General features: G+C 38.6%; 20 protein-coding genes. 13 read left to right on the top strand and 7 right to left on the bottom strand.

The window, feature by feature from the left end; all coding sequences use genetic code 11:
- Positions 1-31: 31 nt before the first annotated feature.
- The 3 genes from P375_RS09500 to rluD form a co-directional block, all read right to left on the bottom strand.
- The gene (locus P375_RS09500; protein WP_245176448.1) at positions 32-1,975 is read right to left on the bottom strand and encodes an LTA synthase family protein; all 1,944 of its coding nucleotides are present in this window, start codon (positions 1,973-1,975) and stop codon (positions 32-34) included.
- 106 nt (positions 1,976-2,081) lie between these two features.
- Entirely contained in the window at positions 2,082-2,828 is a 747-nt protein-coding gene (gene pgeF / locus P375_RS09495; protein ID WP_039136409.1) for a peptidoglycan editing factor PgeF, read from the bottom strand.
- On the bottom strand, positions 2,828-3,802 hold the full coding sequence (gene rluD, locus P375_RS09490) for a 23S rRNA pseudouridine(1911/1915/1917) synthase RluD (RefSeq protein WP_018346790.1): 975 nt from the start codon (positions 3,800-3,802) through the stop codon (positions 2,828-2,830). Before rluD ends, pgeF begins: the two co-directional genes overlap by 1 nt.
- Positions 3,803-3,983: 181 nt before the next feature.
- Between rluD and P375_RS09485 the strand changes: the two genes are divergently transcribed.
- Complete coding sequence (locus P375_RS09485) at positions 3,984-4,781, top strand: outer membrane protein assembly factor BamD (RefSeq protein WP_039136542.1); 798 nt, start codon at positions 3,984-3,986, stop codon at positions 4,779-4,781.
- A gap of 41 nt (positions 4,782-4,822) precedes the next feature.
- Here the strand turns inward: P375_RS09485 and P375_RS09480 are convergent, their stop codons facing one another.
- The 3 genes from P375_RS09480 to P375_RS09470 all read right to left on the bottom strand — a co-directional run bounded on the left by P375_RS09480 (position 4,823) and on the right by P375_RS09470 (position 7,378).
- A complete protein-coding gene (locus tag P375_RS09480; RefSeq protein ID WP_039136407.1) occupies positions 4,823-6,316 on the bottom strand; it encodes a peptide ABC transporter substrate-binding protein in 1,494 nt (497 codons plus the stop codon).
- Positions 6,316-6,963 (bottom strand): YchE family NAAT transporter, encoded by a 648-nt coding sequence (locus P375_RS09475; protein ID WP_031204753.1) that lies wholly within the window; start codon positions 6,961-6,963, stop codon positions 6,316-6,318. Before P375_RS09475 ends, P375_RS09480 begins: the two co-directional genes overlap by 1 nt.
- A gap of 61 nt (positions 6,964-7,024) precedes the next feature.
- On the bottom strand, positions 7,025-7,378 hold the full coding sequence (locus P375_RS09470) for a RidA family protein (protein ID WP_018346794.1): 354 nt from the start codon (positions 7,376-7,378) through the stop codon (positions 7,025-7,027).
- Positions 7,379-7,538: 160 nt separating this feature from the next.
- On the opposite strand from P375_RS09470, the gene P375_RS09465 reads away from it, so the two are divergent.
- The 10 genes from P375_RS09465 (at position 7,539) to P375_RS09420 (ending at position 19,624) form a co-directional block, all read left to right on the top strand.
- Positions 7,539-8,252 carry a YwiC-like family protein gene (locus P375_RS09465; RefSeq protein WP_039085493.1) on the top strand — a complete coding sequence of 238 codons (714 nt, stop codon included), beginning with the start codon at positions 7,539-7,541 and terminating at the stop codon, positions 8,250-8,252.
- A 90-nt stretch (positions 8,253-8,342) separates the two neighbouring features.
- On the top strand, positions 8,343-10,253 hold the full coding sequence (parE, locus tag P375_RS09460) for a DNA topoisomerase IV subunit B (RefSeq protein WP_039136405.1): 1,911 nt from the start codon (positions 8,343-8,345) through the stop codon (positions 10,251-10,253).
- A 15-nt stretch (positions 10,254-10,268) separates the two neighbouring features.
- Entirely contained in the window at positions 10,269-12,542 is a 2,274-nt protein-coding gene (gene parC, locus P375_RS09455; protein ID WP_039136403.1) for a DNA topoisomerase IV subunit A, read from the top strand.
- Positions 12,543-12,669: 127 nt separating this feature from the next.
- The gene (gene rpsO, locus P375_RS09450; protein WP_013746802.1) at positions 12,670-12,939 is read left to right on the top strand and encodes a 30S ribosomal protein S15; all 270 of its coding nucleotides are present in this window, start codon (positions 12,670-12,672) and stop codon (positions 12,937-12,939) included.
- Between the two features lie 417 nt (positions 12,940-13,356).
- Entirely contained in the window at positions 13,357-14,286 is a 930-nt protein-coding gene (gene cyoA / locus P375_RS09445) for a ubiquinol oxidase subunit II (protein ID WP_013746804.1), read from the top strand.
- 26 nt (positions 14,287-14,312) lie between these two features.
- Positions 14,313-16,295, top strand: coding sequence for a cytochrome o ubiquinol oxidase subunit I (gene cyoB / locus P375_RS09440; RefSeq protein WP_018346799.1), 1,983 nt, complete (start codon positions 14,313-14,315; stop codon positions 16,293-16,295).
- A complete protein-coding gene (locus tag P375_RS09435) occupies positions 16,295-16,903 on the top strand; it encodes a cytochrome o ubiquinol oxidase subunit III (RefSeq protein WP_039136400.1) in 609 nt (202 codons plus the stop codon). Before cyoB ends, P375_RS09435 begins: the two co-directional genes overlap by 1 nt.
- Positions 16,900-17,232, top strand: a complete 333-nt coding sequence (gene cyoD, locus P375_RS09430; RefSeq protein ID WP_013746807.1) for a cytochrome o ubiquinol oxidase subunit IV — start codon at positions 16,900-16,902, stop codon at positions 17,230-17,232. The genes P375_RS09435 and cyoD overlap by 4 nt, the downstream gene beginning before the upstream one ends.
- Positions 17,233-17,243: 11 nt before the next feature.
- Positions 17,244-18,131 carry a heme o synthase gene (cyoE, locus tag P375_RS09425; RefSeq protein ID WP_013746808.1) on the top strand — a complete coding sequence of 296 codons (888 nt, stop codon included), beginning with the start codon at positions 17,244-17,246 and terminating at the stop codon, positions 18,129-18,131.
- Between the two features lie 86 nt (positions 18,132-18,217).
- The gene (locus tag P375_RS09420) at positions 18,218-19,624 is read left to right on the top strand and encodes an MFS transporter (RefSeq protein WP_209434821.1); all 1,407 of its coding nucleotides are present in this window, start codon (positions 18,218-18,220) and stop codon (positions 19,622-19,624) included.
- A 445-nt stretch (positions 19,625-20,069) separates the two neighbouring features.
- Here P375_RS09420 and P375_RS09415 read toward each other — a convergent pair whose 3' ends face one another.
- Positions 20,070-20,360: a DUF5339 domain-containing protein gene (locus P375_RS09415; protein WP_013746810.1), complete on the bottom strand. Its 291-nt coding sequence runs from the start codon at positions 20,358-20,360 to the stop codon at positions 20,070-20,072.
- A gap of 459 nt (positions 20,361-20,819) precedes the next feature.
- On the opposite strand from P375_RS09415, the gene P375_RS09410 reads away from it, so the two are divergent.
- Together P375_RS09410 and cydB are read left to right on the top strand one after the other, a co-directional pair.
- Positions 20,820-22,370, top strand: a complete 1,551-nt coding sequence (locus P375_RS09410; protein WP_039136393.1) for a cytochrome ubiquinol oxidase subunit I — start codon at positions 20,820-20,822, stop codon at positions 22,368-22,370.
- A gap of 15 nt (positions 22,371-22,385) precedes the next feature.
- Positions 22,386-23,522 (top strand): cytochrome d ubiquinol oxidase subunit II, encoded by a 1,137-nt coding sequence (cydB, locus tag P375_RS09405; RefSeq protein WP_018346409.1) that lies wholly within the window; start codon positions 22,386-22,388, stop codon positions 23,520-23,522.
- Positions 23,523-23,524: the final 2 nt, after the last annotated feature.

Below are 23,524 nucleotides of genomic sequence, written 5' to 3'. Positions count from 1 at the left end.
TCGTAGGTTTTTTATTAAGACATAAATAATGTTATTCTTTTATGCCTTCAACTTGATAGTTAATTTGCCAATATAATAGCTCGGAATAAGATCTTATTTCTTTTGCTTCCTCTTCACCTATCTCAAGTTGCTTTGCAGTTTCACCATTCTGTTTATTCCACTGATATTTGACAATATTTTCAGAGTGGAGGTCGTAAACTGCATCAGGGGTAATAAATACGGTTTCATTAAAAGCAAAATTGAATTTATTCTCTGCTTTATTCGATAATAAATTTCTTCCAGCCAAATGCCAATATTCGCAATCAGATAGACTCAATGCAAATAACGTAGGCATAATATCTTTATGTGAACCCAATCTATAAGGATTAAAGTCTATTGCTAAATTTGCTTTTATAGTTGATGGGATATGAATAAAAAATGGTACTGTTTTATCTAAAAACAGATCAAGCGGAAAACGATTTTCCATTGCACGCATATAATGATCACCTGTTGCGGCAATAATTGTTTTTTCTGCAATATTACTTTTTTCTATATTTTCAATAAATTCGCCTAATGCATTTGCTGCATATTGGAATGCCTGCAAAATATTTTTCTGTTCAGTTTTATCCTTAGCTAAAATCTTCCCAGTCAATATATCCGGATTGACCACAAAAGGATGATAATGATCCGGTGCTTTGAACGGTGGATGATTTGTCATTGTTAGAATATTAATAAAAAGTGGCTGGTTACTTTCTTGCAATAATTTTTCTGCCAGTTTAAAAGCATATTCATCAGCAATACCCCAATAGGAGAGGGTAGTTTTTGATTCGGGAAATGTATCTATAATCGAGTTTTGATCGTAAAGTTCATCAATACCTTGCAGCGGCATATAGTTGGCTAAATTACGCCACATAATATTTCCTGCAGTAATAAAAACTGTTTTATAACCTTTATTTTTATAAATAAAAAACGGAGTTTGTAACAAACTTTTATTTTGTGCGATCGATTGGCTAATATTTTGAATCGGACTATAAAAATAGAGAGAAGATAGTGATGGTGCTGTGCCATTATAGTCGGAAGTAAAAAACTTAAAATAATAATCCTGCTGAAAATATTTGCGCAATTTTCCCAACAAATCATTCGTTTCAGCGTTATCAAGTTGTAAGAAATTATTGCCAAAACTTTCCATTAAAGCCATAACAATATGTGGTGGGTTTTGTTGCAAAAAAGTATTTTTTTCAGTTTTATCAATAAAAAATTGTTGAGGATTTTCGTACTCGAAACATTGGGTTGTCGGAATAATTTTTGTAAATTGTTTGATTAATTTTGAACCCTGTTTTTTATCAACGGCTGAGAATTGAATGTCACGTTTTCGATCTTCAAAGGCCCATTTCATTGCAATAATGCCATTCGGCACCATTTGATTAATAATACTTAATGAGGAAACTTGAGCGTGCATTTTGGCTAACGGATGGGTGAAAAAATATCCTCGAGCTGCATAAGCGAGATAAATAAGGCTGATTAAGCCAAAAGTAATAGTAATCAATGTACTATAATTTTCTATTACTAAAGGCCGTTGAGAGAGAATATAAATAAAAATGGACGTAGGAAAAATGGCAGCGAGAATGGTGAGGACTAAGAGTTTAATAATAGGATAATCTTCCCAAATATTATTTAAGACGGCTTTAGTATCATCTTCGACAATACCAAACATAAAAATATTGTAATAGCTTTTATAGGTTTTAAAGTAAAAATAGTTACCGATATTAATGCCGGTAAAGAGTAATGAAATTAGAAAAATATAGAAACTGAATAAGCTAATTGTCGCTTGATAAAGCGAAAATGCGATTAAAACTGAACCAATAATAAATGGAACAGCAATAATTATTGCACTGATTTTGGCATCATAGCGATACCCCATTCTCCACATACGAGAAAATGAACGGTAATTTTGAGGATCTTGCAATAAATCCGTATCGATGAAACTTTTTACCATATGTTTTCTAATCAATATGGTTTGAAAAACAAAATAAAAAAATAAAATGGTGAGAACAAAGAGAAAGTTTAAATAAAAAGTCATTTATGAATTCCCCAAACGAGAGTTATTTATCTTCAAACCAAATTAATGTTGCCACTCTTCCTGTAATTTTATCTCGACGATAAGAATAAAATTTTTCCGGATCGGAGTAAGTGCAATATTCGCCACCACTAATATTTTTAGATAGCACGCCTGCCTGTTGTAGACGAATTCTTGCTAATTGATAAATATCTGCAAAATATTTACCTTGATTTTGGTCATCAATCTTAAACGCCTGTTTTGCCGTTTCATTATTTAAACAAAAGGCATCGTAAACATCCTGCCCGACTTGAAATGCTTTGGCACTGATAGCCGGTGCAAGCCAGACTTTAATTTTATCTGCCGGCGCGTTAAAGCAGTTCAGGGTATTTTCTAATATACCGTTGGCTAACCCTCGCCAACCGGCGTGGGCAGCAGCAACTTCTTGACCATTTTCGGCAGCCAAAATAACCGGTAAGCAATCCGCCGTCATAATGAGGCAGACTTGATTAGGTTGGTTGCTGTAACAGGCATCTGCGGTTTTATCTTCGCTGTTAAGAGGCAATCTCTTAACAAGATTGCTGTGTATTTGAGTGAAAAAAGTTGGTGATTGCGGCAATTGAAATTGCTCTACCAACAATTGTCGATTTTTAGCAACGATTTCTGCGGTATCGCCAACGTGATCGCCTAAATTCATACCGGCATAAGCACCGCAGCTATAACCTCCGCTGCGTAGAGTACTTAAGGCGTGAATATTATTCGGCACTTGCCAATTTGGGTAAATTGCGTCCATCAATAATCTAACTCATCTTTGTGTAGTTCATAATCTGCTTTTAGTGCATTGACTAATGTGACAAAGTCATCCGGTAATGGTGCATACCACTCCATTAATTCACCGCTAATCGGATGTTCTAAACGTAACATAATAGCGTGCAGTGCCTGACGTTGGAATTGTCGTAATACGGTTAATAATGCTTCACTTGCCCCTTTTGGTGGTTTAGGGCGTCCGCCATAAGTTTGATCACCAAGTAGCGGATGCGCGATATATGCCATATGTACGCGAATTTGGTGCGTACGTCCGGTTTCAAGCCGCAATCTTAAGCGAGTGTAATTACGAAAACGCTCCATAATGCGATAGTGAGTGACTGCCGGTTTGCCTAATGGATGTACCGCCATATGTGTGCGCTTGGTCGGATGGCGCGCCATTGGTTGATCAACCGTTCCGCCTTTCGTCATAATACCGCTGGCAATGGCTTCGTATTCGCGAGTAATTTGTCGTTTTTGTAACGCACGAACCAATTTGGTTTGTGCCTCTATTGTTTTTGCAACCACCATTAAACCGGTGGTGTCTTTGTCTAAACGATGCACAATTCCGGCACGCGGCACTTCCGCAATCGGCGGATAATGATATAAAAGAGCGTTTAATACGGTATTATCAGGGTTGCCGGCACCTGGATGAACAACAAGATCTTTGCTTTTATTAATGACGAGAATATGTTCATCTTCATATACAATATCCAGTGGGATATTTTGTGGTGTAAACCGAGTATCTTCTTCGATTTCCGCTTGCATAATAATCTGTTCCGTACCGAACACTTTTTCTTTCGGTACGGTGACAATCTTATCATCCACTTGTACTAAACCGGCTTCGATCCACGTTTTTATGCGAGAACGAGAATATTCCGGAAACAATTCCGCTAAAGTTTGGTCTAAACGTTGACCTAATTGATGAGGTTGAACCTCTGCTGTTAATTTTTTGTGTTCCATCGTGGTTTTAATTCCAGTAATATAAACATTTAATTATTTGCTGATACACTATACAATAACAGCAACCAATAGAGTTAAAGTCGTGATTTTACCTTAACTGTTCACGAGTTTATAGATCGAATCAAGAATTGTGTAATTGTTGTGCAATTCACCTAATAAAAAATTAAGGATTTAGATGCATATGAATAAGATAAAAGTAATTGCTGTGACTGCTTTATCCGCTTTGGTATTATCAGCTTGTTCCAACTCCTCTAAAGAGCAGGTTGAGCAGGCTCCGGTGAGTGAACTATATCAAAAAGCCCAAGAATATTTGCAGGATGAGAATTATCGTCAAGCAATCCGTTATCTTGAAGCTACGGATAATCGTTTTCCATATGGCGAATATGCACAACAGGCAGATTTAAATTTAATTTATGCCTATTACCGCAATGAAGATTATGTGAATACTTTGTCGACAGCGGAGCGTTATTTGCAAAAATATCCGCAAGGCCCTCATTTGGATTATGTGTTATATATTGCCGGTTTAACCAATATGGCGTTGGGGGATAATTTATTCCAAGATTTCTTCGGTGTGGAACGTTCTTCACGTGAAACTAAGCCAAGAGAAGATGCTTATCATAACTTTGAAACCTTAGTGCGTTATTTCCCGAACAGTGAATATACGCCGGATGTGAAACAACGAATGAGCTATATTCGTGAAAGTTTGGCAAAACATCAATATGAAATTGCGGAATTTTATCAGAAACGTGATGCTTACGTTGCGGTGGTGAATCGAATTCAAGATAATTTGCTCCGTTTATATCCGGATACAAGTTATGCTTATAAAGCATTGCCAATGTTGCAACAGGCTTATGCCGCATTACATTTAGATAAACAGGCGCAAGAAATTGCACAGGTTTTAGCAAACAGTAAACAAAAAGAATTTCCTGAATTAGAAAAACCGGAATCGCGTCCGGATGTTAAACCGCCGGTGAAATAACCTTATTATCAAGAGAAAATGCGATCAAGGTGATCGCATTTTTATTGCACGGAACGATAGAGATCTTTGCTGTAAAAAATTTGCGTTGGATTGTTTAAATCATAACCGGCAATATCGGCAGCAATTTTGACCGGTAAATAATAGTGATAAATTGGCAAAATAACGGCATCGGTTGTCAGCGTATCAAGAACCTGCTGATAAATTTGTTGCCGTTTTTCATTTTCTGTTTCCAACATTGCCTGTTCCAACCATTGATCCACTTTTTCGTTATGATAATGCATTAAGTTATCCGGGCTTTTCGAGTGAAAATTGTTTAAAAAGGCGGAAATATCATTGTAATCGGCACACCAACCACTACGAATCAGTTGAAATTGCTGTTGGCTATGCAACAACGCCCATTCCTGCTGAGTCTTCGCTTGAATACCTGCTCTGATTAAATCTGATTGAGAAAACTGACGCACTAAATTTTGTGCTATGGCAAGATTTACCGGGTTGTTATCAACGGTTAGATTTAAATGTAATGGATGTTGAATAGAGATACCTGCCTGTTGTAATAGCTGTTCCGGCGGTGCTGAATTGAAATAGGCGCTTAATAACATTGATGAAGGTAATAAATTAGTACTGGCTTTACCGTTAATATTCACGCCATTAATTGCACTTTTACTGGAAATTAGGCTCACTAATGCTTGTCTTACCGCACTATTTTTTAAAGTGTGGTGATTAGGGTTTAACTCATAATAATAGCTACATAATTTCGGTACGGTTTGTTGCGTATCATTATTAGTATTTAAGCGTAGATCAATTTCTTTTGACTTAAGATTTGTCCTCCAGTATTCAACTTTTTGGAAAGAAACGTGCAATTTTTGCCAATAAAAGGGATTACGCGTTAATATTACTTTGTTTTCATCAATGTTATTTAAAGTATAAGCACCGTTATGTAGAGAGTTTTTTATTGGCAATAAGGAAATATGTGCCAACATTAAGGGGAAGTTGGCATTTGCTTTGTCCAGCTCAATTTGCAAATGGTAATCATCCGGAGCAGTTATGCCTAATGCTGCTGGTTCAAGTTGTTTCTGCAGAACGGCCTTTGCATTTTTAATGGCAATAAAAGCTAAATACGGCGCTGACGGTGAATTTTCTATAAATAAATTTTGCCAGCTGTTCACAAAATTGGCGGCAGTCACGGCAGAACCATCCGACCATTTGGCATCATTGCGTAAAGTAAACAACCAAACTTTGTTATCTTTTGTTTGCCAGGATTGAGCAACGGCGGGAATAATATTACCGTGCAGATCGTAGCTTACTAACCCTTCATAAAGATCATAAATTATCGCACTGTTTTGCAGATCAGTGACCTGTTGCGGATTGAGTTGGAAACGGGAAAATTCACCTCCGCGAATAAGTGTTTGTCGAGAAGGTGTGCTATTTTCTGTGGTTGTAGTTGTTGTTTGTGAAGAGTGTTGTTGATCACAACTTACTATTAACAGTAGTGCATAAATAATAAAACTACTTTTACTTAACAATTTATGCCACATCAGTGTAATAACCCCGGGAATAAATTAGAGATACCGGCAACGCAGATCTCAATACCGAGCGACATTAGAATTAAGCCCATAATACGTGTGACTACATTGCTGCCGGTTTTACCGAGATATTTCATAATCATTGGACCGGAACGGAAAATGGCATAACACATCAGCGAAAAAATTAAAATTGCGATTGCGAAGCCCAGCCAATCGATCCAACTGTTATAACGTGAAGCCCAGACGATGGTTGAGCTGATAGCACCCGGGCCGGCAATTAATGGCATAGCAAGCGGTACAACGGCAATACTTTCATTTTCAGAAAAATTGGTGGCGCGTTCTTCTTTATTTTGTTTTTCTTCACCCAATTTACCGCTGATCATTGTCATTGCAATGGAAATAACAAGCAGACCACCGGCGATACGGAAGGAATTAATGGAAATACTGAAAAAATTAAGCAATGCTTGACCAACAAATAGGCTGGTAAGTAAAACTACACCGATGGCAGTGGAGGTCACCAACATTGTTTTTTGGCGTTCGGCTTCATATTGGTTACTGGTCATACTCATAAAAATAGGTAATGATCCGACCGGATTGGTGACGGCAAATAATCCAATAAAAAACTGCATATAAATAGGAAAGTTTTCAATAAACGGCATAGGCATTAATGATTTCAGTATTGTATAAATTAGAAAGCGTTTATTATGGCATAAGAAGCCGTTATTTACACGCCGCAGTAATCACAATCTCCACTTTCCAGTTCGGATCGGCAAGTTTTGCTTCAACGGTGGAACGTGCAGGTGCTTTGCCAACAACGACCCATTGATCCCAAGCGCGGTTCATTTCAGCATAGTCATTCATATCGGCTAAGAAAATTTCAGCGCGTAAAATACGAGATTTATCTGAACCGCTTTTTTCCAATAAAATGTCGATAAGCTGTAACACCTGTTGCGTTTGCTCATAAGCATTCAATGATGAATCTTCTGCCACTTGTCCTGCCAGATAGACAATTCCTGCGTAAATAGTGGCTTCCGATAAGCGATTACCGGCATCAATATGTTTAATTTCACTCATAAAGCACTCCTTTAAGTTATATCTGATAAATTATTTTAAGGGTAAAATGGGTTTTCATTAACAGAATATATATTCTCTGATTCGGAAGCGGCAACTTCCTGAAAATGAGGCACATTCTACCGCCCCGAAGAGCGATGTTTCAACCATTAAGGAGCTTTTAATGAAACCATTAATTTCTAATCAACACGGTGCGATTGTGATGGCACTGCTACCGTTTTTGTATGGAATGCTGCTTTCTAAACCGATTTGGTTGCATTGTCTTCTTCTGCTTGCTTGGTTTTCACTCTATTTGATGACCTATCCGTTTCTGGCGTTATTTAAAGGCAGAAATTTGGCGCTGTATCGCCGTTGGACATTTATTTATGGTGGCGCGAGTTTGCTGTTTGCTGTTTTACCATTGTGGTATAACCCTCGTATTCTCTACTTTTTAGGTGCGATGCTACCGTTTGGTTTAATCAATATTTACTATACAAAACAGAAAAATGAGCGGGCATTACTGAATGATATTGCTGCTATTTTGATTTTTGCGATTGCCGGAATGGCGGCTTATTTCTTTTCGCAACAAAAGTGGGATCAAAATATGCTTTCAATCGCGCTTTATCCGACACTCTTCTTTGTCGGTACGACTTTATATGTGAAGAGCGTAATGCGTGAGCGCAAAAATCCTCGTTATTATTATCTCTCCTGTGTGTTTCATACACTTTGTGTCGTTATTGGCTTGTTCGTTAATATTGGTGTTGCTTTGGCTTATCTGCTGCCGATGTTACGCGCGATTTTTTTGCCGAAATATAAGTTATCGGTAAAACAGATTGGTTTAATTGAGTTCGTTATTTCACTCTATTTTTTGATTGTGCTTTACTTAGCAACGACATAGCTGAATAAATACGGGGCAGGGTTCGCCTTTGTTCGCTGTTAAAAAAATGCTAGAATTTGCGCTTTGTGATCAACAGCGACAGAAAAAAAGATGAGTGAAAATATTTATAATGCGAATGATATAACCGTTCTGAAGGATCTCGAACCGGTGCAGTTGCGCCCCGGAATGTATACTGATACCACCCGTCCTAATCATCTTGGTCAAGAAGTTATTGATAATAGTGTCGATGAGGCTTTAGCCGGTTATGCGACTAAAATTGAGGTTATTCTATATCAGGATCAATCGTTAGAGGTGATTGATAATGGGCGAGGAATGCCGGTTGATATTCATCCTGTAGAAAAAATTTCCGGTATTGAGCTGATCTTAACCAAACTGCACGCCGGTGGAAAATTCTCAAATAAAAATTACCAGTTTGCCGGTGGTTTACACGGCGTGGGAATCTCCGTTGTAAATGCACTCTCTGCACGCGTTGATGTTTCTGTTAAACGCAATGGTGAAATTTATCATATTGCTTTTGCCGACGGTAAAAAAATAGAAGAGTTGGAAGTGGTCGGCACTTGCGGCAGACGCACAACCGGTACGACAGTAAGATTTTGGCCTAATGCAAAATATTTTGATTCAGCAAAATTCTCTGTTTCACGTCTTCGTCATTTATTACGCGCGAAAGCGGTACTTTGTCCGGGATTGGAAATAAAATTTATTGATAAAGTTAATCAAACGGAAGAGCGTTGGTGTTATCAGGATGGGCTTTCTGATTACTTATTAGAAGCCGTTGATGGCGTGGTAACTTTGCCGGAACAACCGTTTATCGGCGAATTTAAAAGTGATACTGAAGCGGTGAATTGGGCGTTATTCTGGTTACCGGAGGGTGGGAATATCATTGGCGAGAGTTATGTTAATTTGATTCCTACGCCACTAGGAGGTACGCACGTCAATGGTTTGCGTCAAGGTTTGTTGGATGCAATGCGAGAATTTTGTGAATTCCGCAATTTATTACCGCGTGGCGTTAAGTTAACGGCGGATGATATTTGGGAGCGCTGTGCTTATATTTTGTCGTTAAAAATGCAGGATCCGCAATTTGCCGGACAGACAAAAGAGCGTTTATCTTCTCGTCAGAGTGCGGTGTTTGTCAGCGGTGTCGTCAAAGATAGTTTTAGTTTATGGCTTAATCAGAATATTCAACAAGCGGAGCAGTTGGCAGAAATGACGATTGCTTCGGCACAACGTCGTTTACGCAGTGCGAAAAAAGTTGTGCGTAAAAAATTGGTGAGCGGTCCGGCATTGCCCGGAAAATTGGCAGACTGTACCCAACAGGATTTGAGTCGTACCGAGCTGTTTTTGGTGGAGGGCGATTCTGCCGGCGGTTCGGCAAAACAGGCACGTGATCGTGAGTATCAGGCGATTTTGCCGTTACGCGGAAAAATCCTTAACACTTGGGAAGTGGCTGGCGATCAAGTGTTGGGCTCACAAGAAATTCACGATATCGCTGTGGCGTTAGGCATTGATCCCGATACTGATGATTTATCGCAATTACGCTATGGCAAGGTGTGCATTCTAGCGGATGCGGATTCGGACGGTTTGCATATTGCCACCTTATTATGTGCATTGTTTTTGCGTCATTTCCCTAAATTGGTGGAAGAGGGGCACGTTTATGTTGCGATGCCGCCGTTGTACCGTATTGATTTAGGTAAAGAGGTGCATTATGCCTTGGATGAAAATGAAAAAGAGGCCATTTTGGAACGCCTAAAATCTAAAAAAGGCAAAATTAATGTGCAGCGTTTTAAAGGTTTGGGGGAGATGAATCCTTTGCAATTACGCGAAACCACAATGGATCCGAATACACGTCGCTTAGTTCAGTTGGTGTATCAACCGAATCAAGGCAGTGATGACGAGGCGGATCATACATTAGAAATGTTAGATATGCTTTTGGCGAAAAAACGTGCGGATGATCGCAAAAATTGGTTACAAGAAAAAGGCGATCACGCAGAGTTAAACGTTTAAGTTTGGTAAAGAGAGATGAGTACAATTAATTACGAAGGCGTTGAGCAGATGCCGATAGGGCATTTTACGGAGAATGCGTACCTCAATTATTCAATGTATGTGATTATGGATCGTGCGTTGCCATTTATCGGCGATGGTTTAAAACCGGTGCAGCGCCGCATTATTTATGCGATGTCCGAATTAGGTTTGAATGCGAGTGCGAAATATAAAAAATCGGCGCGTACGGTCGGTGATGTACTGGGTAAATTCCATCCGCACGGTGATACCGCTTGTTATGAAGCAATGGTACTGATGGCACAGCCGTTTTCTTATCGTTATCCATTGGTTGATGGACAAGGAAACTGGGGAGCACCGGACGACCCGAAATCTTTTGCGGCAATGCGTTATACCGAATCTCGTTTATCAAAAATTTCAGAATTATTGCTTTCGGAATTGGGGCAGGGGACAGTCGATTATCAACCAAATTTTGACGGTACTCTTGATGAGCCACAATATTTGCCGGCAAGATTACCGCATATTTTATTGAATGGTACTACCGGAATTGCTGTGGGGATGGCGACCGATATTCCTCCGCATAATATTAATGAGATTGCCCAAGCATTAATTTTATTGTTGGAGAATCCGGATACTTCAATGGATGAAGTATTGGATATTGTTAAAGCACCGGATTTCCCAACAGAGGCGGAGATTATTACGCCGAAAGAGGATTTGCGAAAAATCTATCTGAATGGCAAAGGCTCACTAAAAATGCGGGCGGTATGGAGTAAAGAGGACGGCGAAATTGTGATTACCGCACTGCCTTATCAGGCTTCAGGCGCTAAAATTATTGAGCAGATTGCGACACAGATGCGCAATAAGAAATTGCCGATGGTGGATGATATTAAAGATGAATCGGATCACGAAAATCCAACCAGATTGGTGATTGTTCCACGTTCTAATCGAGTTGATGAAAATGAATTAATGGCGCATCTTTTTGCCACAACGGATTTAGAAAAAAGTTATCGTGTCAATATGAATATGATCGGTTTGGATCGTAAGCCGGCAGTGAAAAATTTATATACGATTTTAACGGAATGGCTCAGTTTCCGTCGTCAAACGGTCACTCGTCGCTTGCAATATCGTTTGGATAAAGTGTTATCAAGACTACATATTCTAGACGGCTTGTTGATTGCTTTCTTAAATATTGATGAAGTTATTCATATTATTCGCAATGAAGATGAACCTAAACAGGAGTTAATGTCGAGATTTGCCTTATCAGAAGAGCAGGCGGAAGCGATACTGAATTTACGTTTACGTCATTTAGCGAAATTGGAAGAAACTGAATTAAGAGCGGAACAGAAACAGTTAGAGCAGGAACGTAAACGGTTGGAAAAAATATTATCTTCGGATAAAAATTTGAACCAATTGATCAAAAAAGAGATTGAGCAAGATGCAAAAACATATGCCAGTCCGAGATTATCGAAAATTGTTGAACGTGAAGAGGCAAAAGCAATCTCTGAAAGTGCTTTAGTGCCGGTAGAGCCGGTAACGGTGATCCTTTCTGAAATGGGATGGGTGCGTTGTGCTAAAGGGCACGATATTGATCCACAAAGTTTAAGTTATAAGGCAGGAGATAATTATCTGGCTCACGTTTGCGGTCGTTCTAATCAACAGGTGATTTTCCTTGATAGCTCAGGGCGGAGTTACAGTTTGGATCCGTTATCCTTGCCGTCTGCTCGTTCACAAGGTGAACCGATCACCGGTAAATTAACGTTGCCGGCAGGTGCAATGATAGAACAGCTATTGATGCCGAAAGCAGAGCAAGCACTCTTAATGGCATCAGATGCCGGGTATGGTTTTGTCTGCAATGCGGAAGATTTAATCACGCGTAATAAAGCCGGTAAAGCGGCGATTTCATTACCTGAAAATGCAAAAGTGTTGCCTCCGGTAGTGATTGAAAACAAATCGGTTTTATTGGTAGCGATTACTTCAGCGAACAAAATGTTACTCTTTCCGATCAGTGAATTGCCGCAGTTATCGAAAGGAAAAGGAAATAAAATTATCAATATTCCTGCTGCGAAAGCAAAAGCAAGAGAGGAGTCGTTGGTGAGATTATTTGTGATTGAAGAGGGTAGTTCTTTGATATTCCGTTCCGGTAAGCGTAAAGTGACTTTGGATGCGAAAGAAATCAGCCATTATTATGGCGAACGAGGTCGTAGAGGTGCTTCATTGCCGCGCGGAGTGCAGCATAGTGCGGAAATTGAGATTATTCCACCGGAAAAACCGGAAGAATTTGTATTAACCAATTAAGCACAGAAATATGCAGGTAAATATTTGCTATTGCAATAGCAAAAAGGTAGAATATGCGACTCTTGTCGTGGCTGGATTAGAGATCGGCTACGATGTGTTTTAATTTAACTTTATTAGGAGTTTATTTATGTCTCTAAGCACTGAAGCAAAAGCAAAAATCGTCGCTGAGTATGGTCGTGATGCAAAAGATACTGGTTCACCAGAAGTTCAAATTGCATTATTAACTGCACAAATTAACCACTTACAAGAACATTTCTCTGTTCACAAAAAAGACCACCATGGTCGTCGTGGTTTGTTAGGGATGGTTTCTCGTCGTCGTAAATTATTGGATTATTTAAGACGTTCTAACTTAGAAAGTTACACTAAATTAATCACAAGTTTAGGTTTACGTCGCTAATTCTTTGACGTTTTCATAGAGCCCGAAAGTGATCTGCTTTCGGGCTTTTTTGTTTTGTTCTATTTATACATCTTGTTAACTCTTTTTTAACATAAAAATCTTCGTGATCTTCCCATCAATGCGTATAAGCGCAAGTTTTTAGCTATTTGTACAAGCCGTATAACCCTCATTATTTATTAAGCTATGTTAACTTAATAAACATAATATTAAAAAATATAATTAAGTTATAAAAATGTAATAAAAATTGGTGACACAAATATGAATGAAATGTTAATATGGCGTCCCATTTTTATATAATCCGAAGAAGCAGAGTAATGATTGTACAAGCTAAATTGCCATTATTTTGTCTGCCGGCATTAAGCATTTGTGCTTCATTCTCTAAAACTTTAGTTTGTTTCTGTATTGAGGTTATTTTTTATGAAACTGAGTAGTAAACAGACCAAATGGAGCTTGGTACTTATCTGTGCCGCTTTTTTATTAAGTGGTTGTGAGAATGCTGTATTGCTCAATCCTAAAGGTCAAATCGGGATGGCGGAGCGTGATCTCATCCTGATTGCAACCGGTTTAATGTTGCTTGTCGTGATTCCGGTAATCATAATGGCAATCGTATTTGCCAGAAAATATCGGGAAAGCAATGTAAAAGAGAAATACTCTCCAAACTGGGCGCATTCCAATAAGATCGAAATGGTGGTTTGGGGAATTCCTGTCATCATTATCCTTATTTTAGGAACCATCACTTGGAAAACCACCCATTCACTTGATCCATACCGTCCATTAGAACATGAGAATAAACCAATCACTATTCAAGTGGTTTCCCTAGATTGGAAATGGTTGTTTATTTATCCTGAACAAGGCATTGCGACAGTGAATGAAATTGCCTTCCCACAAAATACCCCCGTAGAATTCAAAATCACTTCAGATACTGTGATGAATTCTTTCTTCATTCCGCAATTAGGTAGCCAAGTTTATGCAATGGCAGGTATGCAGACTAAACTACATTTGATCGCTGATGAACCCGGTACTTATAAAGGTATTTCCGCAAGTTATAGTGGTTCAGGATTTTCGGGTATGAAATTCAACGCGATTGCTACTCCGGATGAAGCCTCTTTTGCAGATTGGGTCGCTAAAGTGAAACAGTCACCAGATTCTTTGAACACGATGGATGCATATAATCAAGTCGCTATCCCGAGTAAATATGATAAGCCGAAATATTTCTCCAGTGTAGTTCCGAATCTCTTTTATGACATTATGGCAAAATTTGGTAGTCCTCATATGCATAAGCCGGATATGCAAGGGCATAGCACACATATTTCGCATAATGAGTCATCAGTCGCAATTACTGAATAGTTAAATAAGCATCGAAGGATATAACTATGTTAGGAAAATTATCATTAGACGCGATACCGTTTCATGAACCTATTGTGATGGTAACGGTTAGCGGTATTATTTTGGGCGGTATTGCTGTTATTATCGCTTTAACTTATTTTAAATTGTGGGGCCCGTTATGGCGAGACTGGATTACGACTGTTGACCATAAACGTATCGGTATTATGTACATCTTTTTAGCCATTGTTATGTTAATACGTGGTTTTGCCGATGCCATTATGATGCGTAGTCAGCAATTTTTAGCATCAGGGGGCTACGCAGGCTTTTTACCGCCGGAACACTATGACCAAATCTTTACGGCTCACGGTGTTATTATGATTTTCTTCGTTGCTATGCCGTTTGTGATCGGTTTAATGAATATTGTTATTCCGTTGCAAATTGGTGCTCGTGACGTTGCGTATCCGTTTTTAAACAATTTAGGCTTTTGGTTTACCGCTGTTAGTGTGGTTTTGATTAACCTCTCTTTGGGGGTTGGTGAGTTCGCTAAAACCGGGTGGTTGGCTTATCCGCCATTGTCGGAACTGCAATATAGTCCTGATGTGGGCGTCGATTATTGGATTTGGACGTTACAGATATCGGGTATAGGAACAACATTAAGTGCGATTAACTTTATTGCCACTATCCTCAAAATGCGTGCTCCGGGAATGAGCTTGATGAAAATGCCAATTTTCTGTTGGGCTTCTTTCTGTTCTAACGTGTTGATTTTAACTTCATTCCCGATTTTAACCGCAAGCGTTGCTTTACTTACATTAGATCGTTATTTGGGTACCCATTTCTTCACCAATGATTTGGGTGGCAATATGATGATGTATATCAACTTAATCTGGGCGTGGGGCCATCCGGAAGTATATATTCTGGTGTTACCTATGTTTGGGGTTTATGCGGAAGTTACAGCTACTTTCTCTCGTAAGAAAATGTTTGGTTATACCTCAATGGTGTGGGCGACAGTATGTATTACTATCTTGTCTTTCATCGTTTGGTTACACCATTTCTTTACTATGGGATCAGGCGCAAATGTTAATGCTTTCTTTGGTATAGCAACGATGATCATTTCCATTCCAACAGGGGTGAAAATTTTCAACTGGCTGTTCACGATGTATCAAGGTCGTATCAAACTCAGCGTACCGATGTTATGGACCATTGGCTTTATTGTGACCTTTGCTATTGGTGGAATGACCGGTGTGTTATTGGCAGTACCGGCTGCTGACTTTGTGTTACACGGCAGCGTATTCTTAATTGCTCACTTCCATAACACTATTATCGGTGGTGTGGTGTTCGGTCTCTTTGCCGGATTGAACTACTGGTTCCCTAAAGCATTCGGTTTCACTTTAAATGAAAAATGGGGTAAGCGTGCATTCTGGTGCTGGCAAATCGGTTTCATTGTTGCGTTTTTACCGCTATATGCATTAGGTTTTATGGGAATGACTCGCCGTTTAAGCCAACAAATTGATCCTGAATATCATACATTACTCGGTGTAGCAGCACTTGGTGCGGTGATTATTGCTTTGGGTATTGCTTGTCAGTTTATTCAACTTGGTGTATCGATCCGTGATCGAAATAAAAACAGAGATACCACCGGTGACCCTTGGGGCGGACGTACTCTTGAATGGGCAACTTCTTCACCACCGCCTTTCTATAATTTTGCGGTGACTCCTCGAGTAGAAGATCGTGATGCTTTTTGGGATAACAAAGAAAAAGGTGTGGCTTATGCTAAACCAACAACTTATGCCCCTATTCATATGCCGAAAAATACTGCTGCGGGTGTCATCATTGCTGTATTTACTATGATTTTCGGTTTCGCAATGATATGGCATATCTGGTGGTTAGCAATCGTGAGTTTCGTCGGTATGGTTGTTACTTGGATTGCTAAAAGTTTCGATCAAGATGTGGATTATTATGTTCCTGTCGATCAAATTGAAACGATTGAAAATAAACACTTTAAAGAATTATCTCAAGCAGGGCTGCAATAATGTCAACAAATACTGTAATACATAACGGTGTCCATCAAGGACACCACGATACTGGACCGATTAAAGTTTTCGGGTTTTGGATTTATTTAATGAGCGACTTGATTCTATTTTCTTGTCTGTTCGCAACCTATATCGTGTTGTTACCAGGTACAGCAGGGGCACCGAGCGGCAAAGATATTTTCGAGTTACCTTATGTGTTAGTGGAAACCTTCCTATTGCTGTTCAGTTCCATTACTTATGGATTTGCTGTTTTAGCAATGAACCGCAATAATGTTAAGCAGGTTTTATTATGGTTAGTTGTAACTTTCCTATTCGGTGCGGCTTTCGTTGGTATGGAAATCAATGAGTTCCACCATTTGATTGCACAAGGTGTAGGACCTGATCGTAGCGGTTTCCTCTCCGGATTCTTTACACTAGTCGGTACACACGGTTTACACGTTACTGCCGGATTGATTTGGATGGTGGTGATGATGATTCAGGTGGTTACACGCGGTTTATCTGCGGTTAACCGTACTCGTTTAATGTGTTTAAGTTTATTCTGGCACTTCCTTGACATTGTTTGGATTTGTGTCTTTTCCGTTGTTTATTTAATGGGGGTCTTGCTATGAGTTACGATAACCACGATTATGCTGCTACTGAACACGGTAGTGTTAAAAGCTATCTTATTGGTTTCGGTTTATCTGTTATTTTGACATTAATTCCATTCCTGATGGTGATGAACGGCAGTGCGTCCAAAATGTCATTATTGGTTATTATTGCCGTTACAGCAGTGATACAGCTAATTGTTCAGCTTGTCTGTTTCTTGCATATGGGGACTTCTGAAGATGGGCGCTGGAATCTCATATCGTTTATTTTTACCGCGATTGTGATTCTATTATTGGTAGCATTATCCATCTGGATTATGTGGAGTTTGAATGCCAATATGATGGCAGGCTAATAGGATTTACTATGATTAAATCTTACCTACAAGTAACCAAACCGGGAATTATCATCGGCAATCTTATTTCGGTTGTCGGTGGGTTTCTGTTAGCGGCCAAAGGGCATATGGATCATATGCTGTTTGCTTATACGATTCTTGGTGTGTCATTAGTGGTTGCATCAGGTTGTGCCTTCAATAATCTGATAGATCGTGATATCGATCGTAAAATGGAACGCACAAAAAATCGTGTATTAGTTAAAGGTTTAGTATCAGTACATACTACGTTTGCCTTAGCCATTGTATTAGGCGTTTTAGGATTTGCTATCCTTTATTTCGGGGCTAATCCTCTAGCTATGTGGCTGGCTGTGATGGGATTTGTGGTATATGTATTTGTATATAGCCTTTATATGAAGCGTCATTCAGTTTATGGCACGCTCATCGGCAGTTTGTCCGGTGCCGCTCCACCTGTTATTGGTTATTGTGCTGTAAGTAATGAATTTGATACGGGCGCATTGATTTTATTAGCTATTTTTAGTTTATGGCAAATGCCGCATTCTTATGCTATTGCGATCTTCCGTTTCAAAGACTATCAAGCAGCCAATATTCCTGTGCTGCCGGTGGTAAAAGGTATTGCTGTTGCTAAGCATCATATTTTGCTGTATATCATAGCCTTTATGTTTGCCGCACTGATGTTATCCATAGGTGGTTATGCCGGTTATAAATACCTTGTGGTAGCTACTGCTGTGAGCGTGTGGTGGTTATGTATGGCATTATCGGGTTATAAGTCAGAGAATAATGATTATGTTTGGGCAAGAAAATTGTTTGTCTTTTCTATTATTGCTATTTGTACCCTAAATATTATGATGTCGATTGACTTTATGGTGCCGGCACATTCCATTGTTAGTTTGACCAATTAAGCATTTAATAAACTTAGTTGGTATTGTATTTAAAATCTGTCCTCTGGGCAGATTTTTTGTATTTTATTAAATCCGTTAAAAATAGTATGAATAAAACAGCACTTAATAATGATAATTGTATGACCACCGAAGAGCGTAAGGCTACTTGGGGACTCGGTACCATTTTTTCCTTACGTATGTTCGGAATGTTTATGGTGCTACCGGTATTGACTACTTATGGTATGCATTTACAGGGAGCGAATGAAACCCTTATCGGTATTGCGATTGGTATATATGGTTTTATGCAAGCAATTTTTCAAATCCCTTTTGGCTTGTGGTCTGATAAAGTAGAACGTAAAACTTTAATTATTTTAGGATTATCCATTTTTGTCATTGGCAGCATCATTGCTGCTTTGTCAACTTCAATCTGGGGTGTAATTATAGGGCGCGCCTTACAAGGCAGTGGGGCAATTTCTGCAGCGGTAATGGCATTATTATCCGATTTAACACGTGAACAAATTCGCACTAAAGCAATGGCATTTATAGGTGTTTCTTTTGGCATCACTTTTGCAATTGCGATGGTGACAGGGCCTATCATTACGCATCAGATTGGTTTGCAAGGGTTATTTTGGTTTATAGCGATATTGGCTACAGGCGGGATTTTCTTAACCATAACAGTGATCCCAAAAAGTCAATATCACATACGTAACAGTGAATCGGCAGTGATTAAAGGTTGTTTGAAAGAGGTATTAAAGCAACCACAGATAATGAAACTTAACATTGGTATTTTTTGTATGCACTGCTTGTTGATGACAACTTTTATTGCGTTACCTCTTTGTTTTGAGCGTGCCGATTTTCCGGCTTATCGTCATTGGCAGATTTATCTCGTCACAATGCTTATTGCTTTTGTAAGTGTGGTTCCGGGAATTATTATTGCTGAAACGAAACGCAAAATGAAGGCTGTTTTCTTGTGCTGTATTGTGATTTTGATTGCTGCCGAAGCAACTTTGTGGTGGGCGGATAATCAGTTGTGGGCTCTTATTCTTGGAACTTTATTGTTTTTTATCGGCTTTAATCTTATGGAGGCATTGCTTCCATCCCTTATTAGTAAAGAAGCGCCGGCAGGAAGTAAAGGCACAGCGTTAGGCGTTTATTCGACGTTCCAGTTTTTGGGTGCTGCTGCCGGAGGAAGTATCGGCGGTTGGATTGTTGGGCATTTTGGTACAGAGGTATTGTTTTTATCAGCAACGCTGTTGGCGGTCTTATGGCTCGCGCTTGCTTTTACGATGAATGAACCCCCATATTTGGCTAATTTGCGTATTCGGCTTACTGGACTTACTGAATGTCGTAATAATGATGTATGGAAAGATTTTTTCTTACGACAAACTGGGGTTTATGAGGCTATTATCATTCCTGAAGATCAATGTGCTTATATTAAAATTGATAGTACGATGACAACTCGCCAAGTTTTGGAGGTAGCAGTCGCACAACAAGAAAAAACAGATTTATGCTAGCTGTGGATTGTTTTATTAACAATGTCTGAAAACACACGGTTTATGGCTAATACCATTTAATTTGGAAGAGTGACTCTCTTTCAACTTTTTAACTTATAAGAAGTATTTCAGATATTTTCTGTGAGTTAAAACATAAATTAACAGGCATAGTAGACAAAATTGTTGCTAAAAAGTGGCTTGAAGTCTTATAGCATTAGCCTTTGAGTTGCTTTTGAGCAACAACTCGGTTGATTATGACTAAAAAATTGGTAGTAACTATAAAAAATAGTTACTACCAAATTTTCTGTTTATTAGGCACTGTACAAACAATAAAAATAATACGATCAAAATATAAATAATTTTAGCAACTAAATATTATTAAACTTGTTTTTCTGCTAAACACTTATTTGTTCTATTTTTTTAAAGAAAAAGATTTTATTGGCTATAATATAATCTTTTTGATTAATTATTCTTCTTTTCCTTTCATATTATTTAATGCAAGTAATCCTTTATCGCAACTTTTAATTTGATGTTCAACACTCATTTGTAGGATTTTTTGTTTGCTTTCAGATAGTTTATTTTTGATGTTTGCAATTTGTAGGTGTGTGCCGGGTTGTTTCTCTGCTTCTGAAATGAGTTCTTCTGTCTGCTGGAAGAGTTGTTGGCATTGGCTAGGAATTTGTGTACTTGTGTTGGCAAAACTATTGGAAGCTAAAGCACAAAAGAGTAGTGCTGCTAAAAAACTAAATTTAAACATATACTGACCGTAAGATTTTAAAATGTTCGTCGAAAAAATGTGCGACAGAAAATAACAAAAAAAGAGGGCATTGTCTATAAAAAATGACATTGTTAGAGAAGGAACAGTCTGTTTTTGTCGAAAAATCAAAAAAGAAGTTTTTAATAAAATGTTACAAAAAATATAAAAATTGATATGTATCAAATAATATTCTGTTATTGAAATTTATTTTTTTGATTTTAATGCGATTTTGTGATCAATCTAAAACTTTTTGGGTTTCCTATACCCCATTTTTAGGAGTAGAATAAAAGATGTATTAAACGGTTAGAGTTATCCTTTATTTCGGTGTGAAATAAATCATATCTTTACCTGAGTTTGATATTTAAGCTAATTAATTGGTATTGATTAATAGCTGATGGGGTGATTACAGGATTTGTAATCTTTTTTAAAACTTGTATTGGGTACAAGAGGTTGATTGAGATGTTAGACATTGTTGAACTCTCGAGATTGCAGTTTGCATTGACTGCACTATACCACTTCCTATTCGTGCCGGTAACATTGGGGTTATCTTTTATTCTTGTAATAATGGAAACCATCTATGTAACGACAGGGAAAGAGGTATATAAAGATATGACTAAGTTCTGGGGCAAATTGTTTGGTATTAACTTTGCTCTAGGGGTAACAACTGGTATCACAATGGAATTCCAATTTGGTACTAACTGGTCTTATTATTCACACTATGTAGGTGATATCTTCGGTGCACCATTAGCAATTGAAGCATTACTTGCATTCTTCTTAGAATCTACTTTCGTGGGTTTATTCTTCTTCGGTTGGGATAGACTTTCAAAAGCGAAACACTTGTTATCAACTTACTGCGTTGCATTCGGTTCAAACCTATCTGCAATGTGGATTTTGGTTGCAAACGGCTGGATGCAAGATCCTGTAGGCGCAGAATTCAATTTTGATACTATGCGTATGGAAATGAGCAGTTTCCTAGACCTATGGTTAAATCCTCAAGCACAAACTAAATTCTTACATACCTTATCTTCCGGTTATGTTTGTGGTGCGGTTTTCGTATTAGCAGTGAGTTCTTACTATTTGCTTAAAGGTCGTGATATCGGTTTTGCAAAACGTTCTTTCTCTGTTGGTGCGACATTCGGTTTCATTGCAGTATTATCCGTTTTAATTATGGGTGATGAAGCAGGTTATGAAGTCGGTCAGGCTCAACCTACTAAACTTGCTGCTATGGAAGGTGAATGGGATACTGAACCGGCTCCGGCTGCGTGGAATATTGCTATTGTTCCGAATTCACAAGAAGGCCGTAATGAATTTGCATTACAAATTCCTTACGCTGCAGGTATCATTGCCACCCGTTCTTTAGATAAAGAAATCACCGGTTTGAATGATCTACGAGTTCAAAATGAAGAACGTGTACGTAATGGTATGGTTGCATACGGTTTGCTTGAAAAACTTCGTTCAGGTCAAAAAGATGCAGATACTATTGCTCAATTTAAAGCAGTGGAAAAAGATCTTGGATACGGTTTATTGCTAAAACGTTATACCGATAATGTTGTTGATGCGACTGATGAACAGGTAAAACAGGCAGCAGCAGATACTATTCCTGATGTTGGACCGACTTTCTGGTCATTCCGTATTATGATGTTTGCTGGTGGTTTATTACTACTTCTTCTCATCGGCGCATTTGTTGCAAATATGAGAAAAACTGTTGGTGAGAACAAGTTTTTACTTAAAGCATTGCTTTATGGGCTTCCATTACCGTGGATTGCAATTGAATCAGGTTGGTTCTTAGCTGAATACGGAAGACAGCCTTGGGCAATTTTTGAAGTATTACCGGTAGGCGTAGCAAACTCTGCATTGACAACCGGCGATCTCTGGTTCTCAATTGGTCTAGTCTGTGCGTTATATACTATCTTCTTAATTGCAGAAGTATATCTAATGGTTAAATATAGTCGACTTGGTCCAAGCGCATTAAAGACCGGTCGTTACTATTTTGAACAATCAACTAAATAAGCAGGAGCCTAAATCATGATTGATTATGAATTTCTACGATTTGTATGGTGGATCCTCTTAGGTGTGTTGCTTATTGGCTTTGCAGTTACTGATGGATTCGATATGGGTGTTTTAACACTTCTTCCTTTCGCAGGTAAAAAAGAAGTGGAAAAACGTATTATGCTCAACTCTATCGCTCCACACTGGGATGGTAACCAAGTTTGGTTATTAACTGCCGGTGGTGCAATGTTTGCTGCATTCCCACTTATTTATGCGACATCCTTCTCAGGATTTTATATCGCAATGATCCTTGTTTTAGCCGCACTGTTCTTCCGTCCGGTTGGATTGGAATATCGCGCTAAAGTAGAAAATCCGACTTGGCGTAAAGCGTGGGATTTAGGATTATTTATCGGTGGTTTTGTTCCTTCACTTGTTTTCGGTGTGGCATTCGGCAACTTATTGCAAGGTGTGCCGTTTGAATTCAGCTCTATCGTTCAAGTGAAATATACAGGATCGTTCTTCGAATTATTAAATCCATTCGCCCTTCTTTGTGGTGTTATCAGCTTAGCAATGTTAACAACACAAGGTGCTGCTTGGTTACAAATGAAAACAACTGCCGATTTACGTAATCGCGCAAGAGTGATTTCTCAAGTTGGTGCATTAGTCACTTTAGTTGCATTTGTATTAGCCGGCGTATGGTTATTATTCAAAGACGGTTTCGTTGTAACCAGTGCGATCGATCATAGTGCTCCTACATCACCATTCGGTAAAGAAGTGATTATGCAGGAAGGTGCTTGGTTCAATAATTACAAAGAAATGCCGATTCTTTGGATTTTCCCTGCATTGGCAGTTGTTTCTGCATTATTGAACATCGTGTTCTCTAAAGCGGATCGTTCTGGATTTGCCTTCTTATTCTCATCATTGACAATGGCTGGCATTATCTTAACTTGCGGTGTTTCAATGTTCCCATTCTTAATGCCGTCAGTGACTCATCCAGAAATGAGCTTATTATTATGGGATTCAAGCTCAAGCCAATTAACATTAACATTAATGTTAATCCTAGCTCTTATTTTTGTTGTAATCCTATTAAGCTACACCATCTGGTCATACATTAAGATGTTTGGTCGTATCGATGAAAACTTCATCGAAAATAACAAACACTCATTATACTAAGG

It is taken from the genome of Gallibacterium genomosp. 2, assembly GCF_000771895.1.
In the GTDB taxonomy this organism is placed as follows: Bacteria; Pseudomonadota; Gammaproteobacteria; order Enterobacterales; family Pasteurellaceae; genus Gallibacterium.
Note: the sequence above shows the minus strand (reverse complement) of the source record. Positions and strands in the feature narration are given on the sequence as shown.